Genomic DNA, 15,121 nt, shown 5'->3' on the forward strand with positions numbered 1-15,121 from the left:
TATGAGAGAATTAAGTCGTTATTTTAAAGGGTACCTTAAGGAGACAATCTTAGGTCCCCTTTTCAAATTGTTTGAAGCAACCTTTGAACTGTTAGTTCCAATTATTATTGCAAGGATTGTTGATACAATCATTCCAAGTGAAAATAAAGGCAGTCTTGTTTTGATGATTGGATTTTTGTTCTTGTTTGCGATTATTGGTGTCATTGTTGCACTTACTGCACAGTATTTTTCTTCAAAAGCCGCAGTCGGCTATACTCGTCAGCTGACAAAAGATTTATTCAAAAAAATCATGGGCTTGAGTAAAGAAGATCGAGATAAGTTGACAACATCAAGTTTGGTGACACGTTTAACCAGTGATACCTACCAAATTCAAACTGGAATTAACCAGTTTTTACGTTTGTTTTTACGCGCACCGATTATTGTTTTTGGCGCTATCATTATGGCATTTAACATTAGTCCAAAGATGACCTTAGACTTTTTGGTTATGGTTGTGATTCTATTTGCTATTGTTTTTGCCATGTCACATTTATTGAATCCGATTTATGCTAAGATTCGTCAGGCAACGGATAAAATTGTTAATATGACTCGCCAACAACTAGAAGGTGTCCGTGTCATTCGTGCTTTTGGTCAAGTTGATAAAGAAGAAAAAGAATTTGCAGCTGCCAACCAAGATTATACAGATTTACAGTTAAAAGCAGGGCGTCTATCAAGTTTGGTAACACCGCTAACTTATCTTGTTGTTAATAGCACGCTTATCCTAGTTATCTGGCAAGGAAATCTTCAAATTGGAAAAGGTTTGCTATCTCAAGGGATGTTAATCGCCTTGGTTAACTATCTTTTGCAAATTTTGACAGAGCTGCTTAAGATGACAATGCTTGTGACCTCTTTGAACCAATCCTTCATCAGTGCAAAACGTATCACGGAAGTATTTGAGAAAGAGTCTGAAGATTTGGCGATGGCGTTTGAGCAAGTGTCATCTGATTACGCGGTTTGTGTAGACGATATGAGCTTTACCTATCCAACAGCTGCGGAACCATCTTTATCTCGCATTGCTTTTAACTTAAATCCTGGTGATTTTTTAGGTGTTATTGGCGGAACTGGTTCAGGAAAATCTACCTTGGTTGATTTGCTTGTCCATCTTTATACACCACAAGCTGGTAGCTTAGCTATTTTCCAAAATCATCAGTCACCCAAAACACTTGGTCAGTGGCGTTCTTGGGTTAATGTTGTGCCACAAAAAGCAGAGCTTTTCCAAGGAACAATTCGCTCTAACTTGACGTTGGGAATCAATCGCGAAGTGAGCGACGATGAGCTTTGGCGTGCTTTGGATATTGCGCAAGCCAGTGATTTTGTTTCAGAAAAAGAAGGCCAGTTGGATGCAGTGGTTGAAGCTTTTGGACGCAACTTTTCTGGCGGGCAGCGTCAGCGTTTGACAATTGCGCGTGCTTTGGTTCAAAAAGCTCCGCTATTGATTTTAGATGACTCAACTTCAGCACTTGATTATTTGACAGAAGCGAAGTTGTTGTCTGCTATTCATGAAAAACTCAGTGATGTGACGCTTATTTTGATTTCACAACGTACTAATAGTTTAAAAGCAGCAGATAAAATCTTGCTTTTAGATAAAGGACAACAGCTTGGTTTTGCAAGTCATGAAGAATTGCTAGCTGACAATGATGTTTATCGAGCAATTCACTATTCACAACACCAAAAAGAGGAGGTCTAGAGCATGAAAGCAAGAAATCAATCAACTACAACTCGTCGCTTGTTTAAAGACCTCTTTTCTCAAAAAGGACTTGTTATTGGAGCAACGCTTGGTACGATTGCCCAAGTCGCATTGACTGTTTACCTTCCTGTTTTGATTGGTAACGCAGTCGATGTCGTTCTTTCTCCGAAATCACTGACTTTGATTTTACCAATCATCGTGAAAATGCTTGTCGTTGTCGCGCTGAATACTTTAATTCAGTGGCTTAATCCATTGATTTATAATCGTTTAACCTTTGGTTATATTTATGATTTGCGTCAAAGGGTAATGGAAAAATTAAATCAAATGCCGATTGCTTATCTTGATAAGAAAAGTTCTGGAGATTTGGTTAGTCGTGTAACGACTGATGCAGAGCAATTAAGTAATGGTCTTTTGATGGTCTTTAATCAGTTTTTCATTGGTATTTTGACTATTATCATTACCATTGTTACGATGGCTGATATTGATCTTCTGATGCTTGGTTTGGTATTGATTTTAACGCCACTTTCTCTTTTCTTGGCACGATTTATTGCTAATAAGAGTTATCACCTTTACCAAAAGCAAACCAAATCTCGTGGTCGTCAGACACAATATATCGAAGAGATGATTCGTCAAGAGAGCTTATTGCATGTCTTTAACGCACAAGAAGCAGCGATTGATACTTTCACTGAAATCAATGATACCTACGCAGATTATTCACAAGGTGCAATTTTCTACTCATCAACCGTCAATCCTTCAACACGTTTTATCAATAGCTTGATTTATGCGTTGCTTGCAGGAGTGGGAGCGTTGCGCATCATGTCAGGTGCCTTTACAGTTGGTCAGTTAACAACGTTTTTGAATTATGTTAACCAATATACTAAACCTTTCAATGATATTTCATCAGTCTTGTCAGAATTACAAGGAGCTATCGCTTGTGCAGATCGCCTTTATGCCATCTTGGATGAAGAAAATGAGCCACTTCCAGTGACTGCGGAACTTGATGAGGACAAGATTCAAGGACAAATTGAATTTAAAGATGTGTCATTTGGTTACACTCCTCAGAAAACATTGATTAATCACTTGAGTTTGTCTATTCCAGCAGCTTCAAAAGTGGCTATTGTAGGTCCGACAGGAGCAGGAAAATCAACATTGATTAATCTCTTGATGCGTTTTTATGAAGTAAATAGTGGAGCCATTTATTTGGATGGTGTATCGATGGCTGATTATTCTGTTGAGGAACTTCGCAAGCAAATTGGTATGGTTCTGCAAGAGACTTGGCTAAAAGTTGGAACAATCCATGATAATATTGCTTATGGTAATCCTCAAGCAACACGAGAAGAAGTTATCCAAGCAGCAAAAGCAGCTAACGCAGATTTCTTCATCCGTCAATTACCAAATGGTTATGACACATATTTGGCTGATGCTGGAGCTTCACTGTCTCAAGGACAACGTCAGCTTTTGACGATTGCACGTATTTTTGTGAAATTACCAAAAATCTTGATACTTGATGAAGCAACATCATCTATTGATACACGTACAGAAGTGCTAGTTCAAGAAGCCTTCGAAAAATTGATGCAAGGACGTACAAGCTTTATCATTGCCCACCGTTTATCAACCATCCAATCAGCTGACTGTATTTTAGTCATGGTTGATGGAGATATTGTTGAACATGGCACACATGCAGAATTAATGGCAAAACAAGGTGTCTACTATCAAATGCAAACAGCACAAGCTGGATGATCTAATACATAAAAATAATTATGTAAAAACGATTAGATTTAAAGTCTAATCGTTTTTTTGTTTTATAAGATTTATTGATCTTGTGGAATATAAGCAGAGACGGATTCTGCGCCAACTGGAAAACAGCCGTAACCTTCTTCGTCGATAGTGATAGTAGCAGTTTGATTTCCGAGATAATCTGTAAAAGTTTTTCCTGTCCATTTTTTGCCAACAAACATTCGTTTTGCTGTAGAATGAGCGTTGTTGATTAAAATAGCAAGAGAAGTAGGGTGCTCTTCATTTCCAAGATAAGTCCAACCAATGCAGTTTGGATTGTCAAAATAGTTCATTTCTTTGCCATAAACAGCTGCTTGTCTTAAGAAAAGTAATTTATCAATATCATCTTGAAAGTCTTGTTGTGCAAATTCACCTGAAATGCCGTAGTAGTCACCGTAGAAGATGCATGGAAGACCAGTTTGGCGAAGTAAGATGAGAGCGTAAGCTGCAGGCTTAAACCATTCTTCAATTGTAGATTCAAGTGCTTGCCCTCGTTGGGTATCATGATTGTCAACGAAAGTAACAGCAGAGTTAGGCTGATTTTTCACCAAAGTATGATTAAAAATTTCTCGCAAGTCGTAATAAGCTTTTTCTTTGCTTGCTTCAAAAAGATTTTGGTGGAGTCGAACGTCGATTAGATCAAAGCGGTGCCCAGTCGTTTCAAGATAATCGTTGTTAGTTTTTTCATCACCGTTCCAGAATTCGCCAAAAACATAAAAGTCTTTACCGTATTTTTCCTTCATATCGCGGATGAAATTGCTCATAAAGAATGAATCGATATGCTTGATAGCATCCAAGCGAAAACCACAAACTCCTGTTGTTTTGACGAACCATTCTGCCCAGTCATAGATATTTTTGATAACTTCTGGGTGTTTAAAATCAAGGTCAGCATACATAAGATAGTCGTAATTGCCATTTTCGCCATCAACCAAATCTTGATTTGCCCAGCCTTTGTTATCACCCTGAATTTGGAAAATACCGTTTTTACCAGTTTTTACATCATAATCCGTTCCAGTAAAGTGGTACCAATGCCATTCAAAATCATTATAAGTTTTATGTCGACCGTCAAAGGTGAAGTTTGTCCAGCCCTCAATGTCAAAAGGTTTACTGATGACTTTTGTACGGTCATTGGGGTCAACTTCGACAACGGAAAAAGTTTCAGTATGGTCAGCAGCAGCTTTGTGATTTAAGACAACATCAGCTAAAGGTGCAATATGATTTGCTTTTAAAGCAGAAATTGCTTGTAGATAGTCAGCTTTTGTTCCGTATTTTGTTCGGACAGTTCCTTTTTGGTCAAATTCACCAAGGTCAAAAAGGTCATAAACGCCATAACCAACATCGCCATCATGCGTAGCCTTAAAAGCTGGAGGCATCCAAATTTTTGTGATACCTTTTTGAGCAAGTGTAGGAGCATCAGCCGCTAATCGCATCCAGTGTTTACCATCGTTTGGCAAGTACCATTCAAAGTATTGCATTAAAGTTTCATTAGTCATTAAAAACACCTCAAAAGGAAAGTTCTTTCTTTCATTTTACCAAAAAAACGAAATTATGCAAACGTTTGCGCAATAAAAAATAAAAACAAGCCCGAGATTTTTCTCAGACTTTTACATAATATGTAAAAACCATTCACCACCATAAAAAAGAAGTAGAATGTGACCGATGATTGAAATAGGTTTGCAGATGACAATGATTTTTGAAAATGTTTTGAGTGACATGTTACTCAAGGCAGCTAACATGACAAGTAAATCTGCTGGTGCAAAAGGCAATGTCATACCAATAATAAAGATTACTGTAAATGACTTATGTTGTTCGATTAAATCTTCGTATTTTTTAAGCGTGTTTTCTTTAATAAAGAGAAGGCAGAAGCGTTTGCCATACCAACGCGTGAGTAAAAACAAAATTGTTGACCCTAGGATAATACCAATACAGCTTGTTAAAACACCAACTACAGGATGAAATGTCATTACAGCAAGCATCATTGTTAAGCTAGCAGGAACGATAGGGACGACGACTTGCATCATCTGAAAAACGGTAAAGAAAATTGCTCCCCAAACTTTATCCTGACCGATAAGCATCTGTATTTTTTCCTGGTTAGTCAAATAGCCATGCTGATAAAGCCAGAAAATACAGATACATGATGTAATGAAAATAGCTGCAGACAGAATGTGAATCAGCTTTTGAATTAGTTTGTAATGTTGAAACAGAAAGCGCCATCTCCAATCTACTTTTTCATGATATTATTGTAAAACTTTTTTTAAAGATATGCTAACGATTTTATCAAAATAGGTCTTAAGACGGATGTAGTATAAGTCAGAAAATCATATAATATAATCATCCTAAAAACTTTTCATATAACTCCTAAGCAAGTGGTTATCCCGGCCGCTTGCTTTTTGTGCTTTAAATTTTAATAAGATACCTAAAATCTACTGCCAAATGTGTAAATTTATGCTACAATTAAAGTGAATACTGTTAGCCAAAGGGGCTGACGTTAATAGAAAGGGTAATAATGACTGACAATTCTACTTTGAACGATGTTCAAAAAATCATTGTTCTTGACTATGGTAGCCAGTACAACCAATTGATTGCTCGTCGTATTCGTGAATTTGGTGTCTTCTCAGAATTACGAAGCCACAAAATCACAGCAGACGAAGTTCGTGAAATCAACCCAATTGGTATCGTACTTTCAGGTGGTCCAAATTCAGTTTATGCTGATAATGCTTTTGGCATTGACGAAGAAATTTTTGAATTGGGTATTCCAATTCTTGGTATCTGCTATGGTATGCAATTGTTGACTGATAAACTCGGTGGTAAAGTTGTTCCTGCTGGACAAACTGGTCACAGTGAGTATGGCCAATCAACACTTCGCTTGAAAGCAAAATCAGAACTTTTTGCTGAAACACCAGAAGAGCAAACTGTTTTGATGAGCCACGGTGATGCCGTTACTGAAATTCCTGCAGGCTTCCACTTGGTTGGGGACTCTGCCGATTGCCCTTACGCAGCAATTGAAAATACTGAAAAAAACATCTACGGTATCCAATTCCACCCAGAAGTTCGCCACTCAGTATATGGTAATGATATTTTACGTAACTTTGCTTTCCGAATCTGTGGTGCTAAAGGCGATTGGTCAATGGATAACTTCATTGATTTGCAAATTAATGAAATTCGTCAAAAAGTTGGTGACCGCAAAGTTCTTCTTGGACTTTCAGGTGGTGTTGACTCATCAGTTGTTGGTGTTCTTTTGCAACGCGCTATTGGTGATCAATTGACATGTATCTTTGTTGACCACGGTCTTCTTCGTAAAGGAGAAGGTGACCAAGTTATGAACATGCTTGGTGGTAAATTCGGTTTGAACATCATTCGTGTTGATGCTTCAAAACGTTTCTTAGACCTTCTTGCTGGCGTTGATGATCCAGAGAAAAAACGTAAAATCATCGGTAATGAATTTGTCAGTGTATTTGACGACGAAGCAAGCAAACTTAAAGGTGTTGACTTCTTAGCACAAGGTACTCTTTACACAGACGTTATCGAATCAGGTACTGATACAGCACAAACAATCAAATCACACCACAACGTTGGTGGTCTTCCAGAAGACATGCAATTTGAATTGATTGAACCACTTAACACACTTTTCAAAGACGAAGTTCGTGCTCTTGGTACAGCTCTTGGTATGCCAGATGAAATCGTTTGGCGTCAACCATTCCCAGGACCAGGTCTTGCTATCCGTGTTATGGGTGAAATCACAGCAGAACGTCTTGAAACTGTTCGTGAATCTGATGCTATCCTTCGTGAAGAAATCGCTAAAGCAGGTCTTGACCGCGATATCTGGCAATACTTCACAGTTAACACAGGTGTTCGTTCAGTTGGTGTTATGGGTGACGGACGTACTTACGATTACACAATCGCTATTCGTGCTATCACATCAATTGACGGTATGACTGCAGACTTTGCTCGCATCCCATGGGATGTCCTTCAAAAAATCTCAGTACGTATCGTAAATGAAGTTGACCACGTTAACCGCATCGTCTACGATATTACAAGTAAACCACCAGCAACAGTAGAGTGGGAGTAGTACTAGATTTTTAGCGATAAAGTCGCAATAAAAATCTTTAGTACTACCCCTGCGATAGCTGTCTCAGAGCAAGGAGCGAAAGCGACGATGTGATGAGTTAACAGCGAACCGCTGGAGATAAAGAAAGCTAGTCAGATTAGACTAGCTTTTTTAGTTTAAAAATCCAAGTACAAGAGACCTGACGCCTCCCCATCCCCCTGCAACAGCGGTCTAAGAGCAAGGAGTAAAAATGATGATGTGATTAGTTTTAGCTAGCCACGAACTGCTGCGAGTTTAAATGATATAACCACTTAGACAAGATAGTCTAAGTGGTTTTTATGTTTTTGAGTAGAAAAAGATAATAGCAGAAGTGATGCGATATAAAAATAAATATGTTCAAATTAATCATGGAATTTTAGTGTACTCATTGATTGTATTTTTAATTATAGTAATAACAAAATAGTGATGTTATAATTATTACATATCTTTTAAGAATTAGGAGAGCTTATTATATGACGAAGAAAAATTTCCATGTTAATAATAATGTTATATTACCTTATGAATATGATAAAGTGGAAGTTTTTATCAAAGATTATAAACCATCAACAAATATAAATTATATTATTGAGACATATTTAGTTATAAACTTATTGAAAAAGGAATCAAGGTTCAAAGAGTTTAAGCATTTAATGAAACAATTTTATGTTGATATATTCAAAAATTTGTCCGATTCTTTTTTTGAAATTGACTATGATGATGTTAACATTATGTATAGAAATTCTTTTTGGAAATTATTGTTTGAATGCAATAAAGTAAACGAGAATGATGAGGAAAGATTTTCAACATACGTAAATAAGTATGATATCCAATTGATACATCTTAGTTGCATTGATGAAATAGTTAAGCTATTTCCAGTTGTAGTTAAAAATAATTTTTTAGATTATCCTCAAAATATTGAATTTTTTATAAATCATCAATCGGGAAAATATATTGATTCTCGAACTGGATTATTTATAAAAATCAATCTTACTAATGAAGAAGTTAACAATTTGGCAAGGAAGTATTGCGAGGGTGATTTGGCAAACCCAAATTATTTAGAAGCAATATTTAATTATAAAAAAACTAGTCGATATTATTTTGAAGATGAAGTTAAATTATCATCCAAAAGAAAATCAGAAAGCATTTGGAAAGATCATTTTAAGAACCATTTAGGGGTATCATACTCTTTAGGGGTTAGTATAGCTCCAATTGAAAATGAACAACTATTTAGTTATGAAAATTATGGACTAACTTCTAAAATTGTTATTAACAAAAATGTATTGGATGAGTATCATGATTTCTCGACATTGTTGAACAACTATATTTATTTTTTTAATTTTTTTAGTTATGACACTGGACTACCTTGGTTAGTATTAAATAGTGATACGTTCAATTTTTACGAATTGTTTTCATTAAAATCAAATGCTGATTATTCTGGCTATGATAAAAACTTAAAAATGTCTTGTAGTTTGATATTTCATGCATATTTTGATTATCTAAAAAACAATAAAATAGATCTTGAAGAAATAATTGAATGGTATTTTAATACATATATTGTGGAAGAATTAGGAATTGAAGGTTTCCGCTTTAATAGCTCAAATAAAGTTTCTTCTTACTATGAAAGAAGTAAATCGATTATTAGTGAAATGGATAGTATATTGAATCAATTTGAATTATTTGAAAAAAATAGAGAAATTGATTTTGAATTATTAAGTATAAAATCTAAACCTACTTCATATGATAATCTTAAATCTTTTAAAAAGCATAAGTTTCTAAAATTAAAGACAAACTCTGAAACGAGTCGCCTTATGTTAATGCTTTTTTCTGATCAAAGTCATCTTGCTTATACTTTATCAAATGAAGAGTTTCATCCATTCTTTAGACTTGTTGAAATAGGTGTTAACATTAGTGATTTTAATGATTATCAACAAAAGGATATATGGTACTTAATTGAAAGAAATATAATTGAGATAGTAGATGATGCTATAAAATTTAAAAATATAAGGGAAATAAAAATTTTATATATGCTTTGGAAGACAGGGACATTTTGTTTGTTTTATAAACTAGAGTCAGATCTAGTAGTTGCACAAAATTTGGTTGAGAAGAATTTTTGTGAGTATACAAGTAAAGTTTTTTCAGAGCCAGAAATAAATTACCTATCGTTTATTTTAGATGATAAGAAATATGGAAATGGGCCAAAAATCCGGAATAAGTTTGTACACGGGAAATTCTCGAATTTAGATGAAAAAAAATATTTAGAATACTATCTTGAATTATTACAAATAGCTATTTTTTATGTAATAAGGATCAATGATGAACTTGAATATTATGCTGGGATGAATAATTCCAAATAAAAAAGTTGGATATTTGAATTTAAAATTTCCCTGTATGATATAATGTTTTAGCAATTTTGTATTGTTTATTTTCGTTTTTTAAAGGAGGTTTGAAATGGAACTTTGGGATGCATATGATGCGCATTTGAATGTTATCGGTGGTCAAGTTTTGGTTCGTGGGAAAAAGATTCCAAAGGGTGTTTATCATTTGGTGAGTGAAGTTATCGTGAGGCATCAAGATGGGACTTATTTGCTAACTCAGAGAGATTCAAGAAAAAATCTAGGTGGTATGTGGGAAGCGACTGCTGGTGGTTCAGCTTTGCAAGGTGAAAGTCCTTTAGAGTGTGCCAAACGCGAATTGCGTGAAGAGACAGGAATCGTGACAGGTGATTTTGTTGAGGTGGGGCGAGTGTTGCACCAGAGACATCAGACCTATTATGTCAATTATCAGTGCCTTACTGATGTAGACAAGGCTAGTATTGTTTTGCAAGAAGGTGAAACATCAGCGTATAAATGGGTGACAGCTGAAGAATTGCGTCAAATGTCTCGAGAAGAACTAGCCACGCAGAGAATACAGAACTTTATCGAAGAATTGAGCTAACCAGATTTGGTTAGCTTTTTTCTTTGCTTTTAGTTACCTTTTATCACCAAAAATTAACCTCTTATCCCAAACTATTGCTAATTAATAACAAGTGTGTTTTACTATAATCAAAAGGAGGGTTGAAGGAGTGAAAATCACCATTGATGTCGATGATTCTTTGGAGCAAGATTACATTACCATTCATTGTAAAGAGTTGACAGATGATATCTTGGAGCTGCAAAAGACTTTGGTCAGTCAATCTTCTGGCAGGCTTCGTTTATCGGCTTTTCAAGATGATGTTGAGCATTTCTTAGAGCTCAAAAGCATTATTTTCATGGAATCTGATGGCAATTACATCTTGATTCACACGTCAACAGACATTTACAAAACAAGGCGAAAATTATACGAGCTGGAAGAGCTTCTTCCAAGGGACTTTGTCAGAGTTTCGCGCTCAACGATTGTGAATACGCTAAGGATTTCTGGCATTAAGAAAAATATCACGGGAGCTAGTGAGATTTCCTTTAGCCATTCCAGCAAAAAAGCTTACGCATCAAGAAATTACATTAAGGCACTTATTGATATTATGAATGAAAAGAGGTTAAAAAGATGAAAAGACATAGAATCAATTCCATTATCACAGGACTTTTATTAATTTTATTTGCTGCCATGCTAATGCTTAATAAAATGGGTATTCTGACAGCATTTCCACCTGTAAAACTGATGCTGAAAGTCGTTTTAATTGCGATTTTAATCTACTTTATCATTGTAAATGGTTTTGGCAAACGTAGTTTTTTGGGAGTGACAGTGCCACTTGGAATCATTGCTTGCTTATTTTCTGACTTGCTTGGAATTGGCATGGTTTCACCCGTTACCATTATCCTAGTGTCAGTTCTTGTAGGGATTGGGTTATCAATGATTTTTGGTCACACACCAAGGGTAAATGTCGCATCAACTAAATACGAACACCGACAAAGCAATGGTTTTAGTTCTAAAGAATATTCTGATAGCGAAGGGACTTTTGCGGTTGATAATAGTTTAGGCGAACGAACAGCATATATGTCTGTTAATGAGTTAAGACATGGTAAAATTGAGAACGCTCTTGGTAGTTTGACAGTTTATCTTAACGGGACAAGTCTAGATGAAGCAGGCGCTACGATTGATATCGATAATGGCTTAGGTAAGCTGCAAGTCTATGTGCCAAAAGAATTTAGAGTGCGTCTTAACGCCGACAATGGTTTTGGAAGTATTAACACACATGGCACATCATCTACAGATACTAACCAATCGCTCTTGACCCTTAACGTTGACAATGGTCTAGGAACTACGGATATTTATTTTGAGTAGACTTGCTAAGCACAGAGCCTTGAAGAATTTCTTTGAGGCTTTTTTAGTTTTGTCTTGAAATGCATTTTTAGGTAACGTATAATAAAAATGTTTTGAAAATTTAATGAAAATTTGTAACAGATACATTTAGAATTAGGAGATAACGTTGACACATAAGTTACCAAAACTGAAAGTGCTGATTTTAACTTTGCTAATGGCATTTATGGAACTGTCAGCCTTACCTGCAGCTTTTTTAGGTCAAATAACTTTTAAAGATATTAATCCTATGTATTTTACATTGATGTTCAATTTTGTCATAGCTTTGCTTGTTTGTTGCTTGTGCCAAAAATTTTGGATTAAGTCTTTGCAGTTTGGGTTACAAAAGTCAGGACTAATGATGGGCTTGAAAAGGTATGGTTTGCCAGCATTTATAGCAACACTTATTGTAACGCTTGTTTTTTGCATCAGCTTAACACCATTTGACAATCAACCGACTTTTTGGCGTGTTTTAATCGAAGGAATTGTCTATTATGTTGGCGTAGCTCTTGTAGAAGAAGTGTATTTGAGAGGATTGCTGCAAAATCTTTTAGAAGATTGTTTTGAAAATAGTCAGAATGCGGTCTTGTATGCTATTTTGATAACTTCTTTCTTATTTGGTTTTGGTCATGTCTTTGGGGCACTTGGACAACCACTTGGAACAATTATTTGTAAAACTGTCTGGGCAATGGCTCTTGGTGTTTATCTTGGAAGTGTCTATGTAAAAACTCGTAACCTTTGGGTACCAATCGTCTTACACTTTGTTATCGACCTTTGTGGCATTCCTTTCTGTTTTTCAACAAGCAATCAATATCCGCAAATTGCCTTGGTAACGTCACTTGTAGCTTATGTTTTGTTAGGCATTTATGGTTTGTCCCTTTTAAAAAACAAGGATTAAAAAATTAATGAAAGAAGTGAGTGATAAATGTATATCCATGAATTTGGTAATCCTGCACATCCCAAAATAATTCTTTTAGCTCCGATGATGATATCTGGCGAGAATTTATATCATTTGATGAAGCCTTATTTAAAAGGTGATTATTGTATTATTGCACCTGATCAAGGTGGTCATGGTAAAGCGGGACAGTATTTGAGTGCCGATGATGAATATCAACATCTGAAATATTATTTGGAAGAAAAAGGGTATTTTGATATTAAACTGGTTTATGGCGCCTCACTGGGTGTAGCTATTGGATGGCGATTATTTAATGACCAACGTTTCAAAATTGAACACGCTTGGTTTGACGGAGTTGCTCTAAAGAAAAATGCTTGGTTGTTGGAAAATGTCACGCGCCTTCTTTTTAGACAAAAGAAAAGAGCACTAAAAAAGTCAGGCGCAGCTGCATCACAATCTCTTGTTAAAATGTATGGCGAGGATTTGGCTAAGTTGATGACGAAAAATTTTGATAGAATTACTAGTCAGGATATCGATGCTATTTGTCACGCATGTTGTCATTATAATTTACAGCTATTAACGCAAGAGCAGCAAAGTAAGCTTCATTTAGAGTACGGTGAGAAAGATTTTGATCTTGGCGTTTCTAAAAAAGCTTTTAAAAAATATCTTCCAGAAGTTGATGTGATTATCCGAATGGGCTACCCACATTGTGGTTATTTTGCTGGTAATACGGCAGCTTATGTAGCTGAATTAGAAGCGTTTATAAAATAAAAAATTTAGGTAAAAGATTTTTAAATATGATATGATAACTATAATCAATAACAATTATGAAGAGAATTATGAAAAAAGAAAATATGAAATTAAACAGAGTGTGGCTATCTTTTCTGGTATATTTAGTGCTTTTTTGGTTTGGCATTCTAATACTAAAACAAAAACAGCTTATTTGGCTTCTTTTAGAATTTTATGCGCTTGTGATTGCTAGTTTTATCCTTTGGAAATACCATCGTTATTTGCAGCGTAAGCACCTTATCAGTTCTAGTGTGCTTTGTAGTTTATATGCTTTGTCAGAACTAATTCACATGACACCATTATCGATTTTTAATATCTTACTTGTCTTTTTATCGGCTTGTGCTGTGATGGCTGTTTTTGCTCAAAAACCAGAAGGAGCACTAAAATGGTTTAAAGGACATTCAAGAAAAAGTATTGCAACAAGTGTTAGTATTGGAATACTATGTGGACTCATTTGGGGTGCTATTAATTGTTTACTGATGTTAGGAAGCAATAGCCTTCAGCCTTCTAGTATTTTTTACGCTTTTTTACTTTCTTTAAGCCCAGCTATTATTGAAGAAGTTGCTTATCGAACTGTTTTTTACGCTTTTTGTTTAGCCATGATAAGTGGCGAGAAGCTGAATACGAAAGGTCAGGAATTGACAACTTATGCCATGATGACTGTTCCGCATATATTACCGCATACGGTGGAGTGTTTTAACAATGGTTTTCTATCTGGATTGCTGGAATGGCTGATTTCAGTGGTTTTATACATCCTAATTTTTGGATTGATTTTTGCTTTTTTGCAGAGAAAACGAGATATTGTATCGGCTATGATTGCCCACGGTACCGTTGATTTTATTCGCTTTTGTTTATTTGGGTTGCCTATTTGATTTGAATGGGGTGAGATAAATGAGTAAGAGACCTTTTTTGCAAGCTATCAGCAAATTTTTCCTTGGCTTTTTGCTTGTCGCCACTTTGTTATTTCTTCCAGCAGGGACTTTGTGTTATTGGAACGCTTGGCTATTATTGGCGATTCTTTTTATTCCGATGTTCTTGGCAGGGCTTGTCATGATGATTTTTAGTCCAGAATTGCTTAAAAAGCGTCTTAATGCTAAAGAAAGTGAGAAAGAGCAACAGCAGGTTATTAAGTTCAGCGCGCTGATGTTTATCGCAGCTTTTCTGACAGCTGGTTTTAGTTTTCGTTTCAATTGGCTTCGCTTATCAGCTAGTGTCAGCTATATCGCAGCAGTTATTTTTCTATTAGCTTATTGCATGTATGCAGAAGTTTTGCGTGAAAATGCCTATCTAGCTCGAACGATTGAGGTTCAAGAAGGGCAAAAGGTGATTGATACAGGATTATATGGTGTGATTCGTCACCCGATGTACACGGCAACTATACTTTTGTTTTTATCAATGGGATTGGTTTTAGGCTCACTACTTTCTTTTATTATTTTGCTCTGCTATCTTCCGTTAATCATCAAGCGCATTCGTAATGAAGAAGCAGTACTAGAAAAAGATTTAGAAGGCTATTTGGCATATGAGAAGAAAGTTCAGTACAGATTATTTCCGTTTATTTGGTAAGTCATTTCTTTTGAAA

At 35.6% G+C, this 15,121-nt stretch carries 13 protein-coding genes; 11 read left to right on the plus strand and 2 right to left on the minus strand.

From position 1 onward, the window contains the following. Position 1 precedes the first annotated feature (1 nt). Both ACN0NP_RS09200 and ACN0NP_RS09205 read left to right on the plus strand, forming a co-directional pair. Complete coding sequence (locus ACN0NP_RS09200; protein ID WP_423217228.1) at positions 2-1,723, plus strand: ABC transporter ATP-binding protein; 1,722 nt, start codon at positions 2-4, stop codon at positions 1,721-1,723. 3 nt (positions 1,724-1,726) lie between these two features. Beyond that, a complete protein-coding gene (locus ACN0NP_RS09205; RefSeq protein ID WP_423217229.1) occupies positions 1,727-3,463 on the plus strand; it encodes an ABC transporter ATP-binding protein in 1,737 nt (578 codons plus the stop codon). 71 nt (positions 3,464-3,534) lie between these two features. Here the strand turns inward: ACN0NP_RS09205 and ACN0NP_RS09210 are convergent, their stop codons facing one another. Next, positions 3,535-4,992, minus strand: coding sequence for an alpha-amylase (locus ACN0NP_RS09210; RefSeq protein WP_423217230.1), 1,458 nt, complete (start codon positions 4,990-4,992; stop codon positions 3,535-3,537). 111 nt (positions 4,993-5,103) lie between these two features. Beyond that, positions 5,104-5,574, minus strand: coding sequence for a TVP38/TMEM64 family protein (locus ACN0NP_RS09215; protein ID WP_232516856.1), 471 nt, complete (start codon positions 5,572-5,574; stop codon positions 5,104-5,106). Positions 5,575-6,005: 431 nt separating this feature from the next. Between ACN0NP_RS09215 and guaA the strand changes: the two genes are divergently transcribed. The 9 genes from guaA to ACN0NP_RS09260 all read left to right on the plus strand — a co-directional run bounded on the left by guaA (position 6,006) and on the right by ACN0NP_RS09260 (position 15,105). Beyond that, positions 6,006-7,568 (plus strand): glutamine-hydrolyzing GMP synthase, encoded by a 1,563-nt coding sequence (gene guaA, locus ACN0NP_RS09220; protein WP_024344141.1) that lies wholly within the window; start codon positions 6,006-6,008, stop codon positions 7,566-7,568. A gap of 491 nt (positions 7,569-8,059) precedes the next feature. After that, positions 8,060-9,940 carry a hypothetical protein gene (locus tag ACN0NP_RS09225; RefSeq protein ID WP_423217231.1) on the plus strand — a complete coding sequence of 627 codons (1,881 nt, stop codon included), beginning with the start codon at positions 8,060-8,062 and terminating at the stop codon, positions 9,938-9,940. 94 nt (positions 9,941-10,034) lie between these two features. Then, complete coding sequence (locus ACN0NP_RS09230; protein WP_074601844.1) at positions 10,035-10,520, plus strand: NUDIX hydrolase; 486 nt, start codon at positions 10,035-10,037, stop codon at positions 10,518-10,520. Positions 10,521-10,647: 127 nt separating this feature from the next. Beyond that, entirely contained in the window at positions 10,648-11,109 is a 462-nt protein-coding gene (locus ACN0NP_RS09235; RefSeq protein WP_021142246.1) for a LytTR family DNA-binding domain-containing protein, read from the plus strand. Further along, a complete protein-coding gene (locus ACN0NP_RS09240; protein WP_423217232.1) occupies positions 11,106-11,843 on the plus strand; it encodes a LiaF domain-containing protein in 738 nt (245 codons plus the stop codon). The genes ACN0NP_RS09235 and ACN0NP_RS09240 overlap by 4 nt, the downstream gene beginning before the upstream one ends. Before the next feature lie 145 nt (positions 11,844-11,988). Further along, positions 11,989-12,756, plus strand: a complete 768-nt coding sequence (locus tag ACN0NP_RS09245; protein ID WP_033152562.1) for a CPBP family intramembrane glutamic endopeptidase — start codon at positions 11,989-11,991, stop codon at positions 12,754-12,756. Positions 12,757-12,783: 27 nt separating this feature from the next. Continuing rightward, positions 12,784-13,524 (plus strand): alpha/beta fold hydrolase, encoded by a 741-nt coding sequence (locus ACN0NP_RS09250; protein ID WP_234701902.1) that lies wholly within the window; start codon positions 12,784-12,786, stop codon positions 13,522-13,524. A gap of 68 nt (positions 13,525-13,592) precedes the next feature. Continuing rightward, on the plus strand, positions 13,593-14,414 hold the full coding sequence (locus ACN0NP_RS09255) for a type II CAAX prenyl endopeptidase Rce1 family protein (RefSeq protein WP_423217233.1): 822 nt from the start codon (positions 13,593-13,595) through the stop codon (positions 14,412-14,414). Between the two features lie 19 nt (positions 14,415-14,433). Continuing rightward, positions 14,434-15,105, plus strand: a complete 672-nt coding sequence (locus tag ACN0NP_RS09260; protein WP_423217234.1) for a methyltransferase — start codon at positions 14,434-14,436, stop codon at positions 15,103-15,105. Positions 15,106-15,121 lie beyond the last annotated feature (16 nt).

This window comes from Streptococcus equinus (assembly GCF_049393805.1).
Lineage (GTDB): Bacteria > Bacillota > Bacilli > Lactobacillales > Streptococcaceae > Streptococcus > Streptococcus equinus.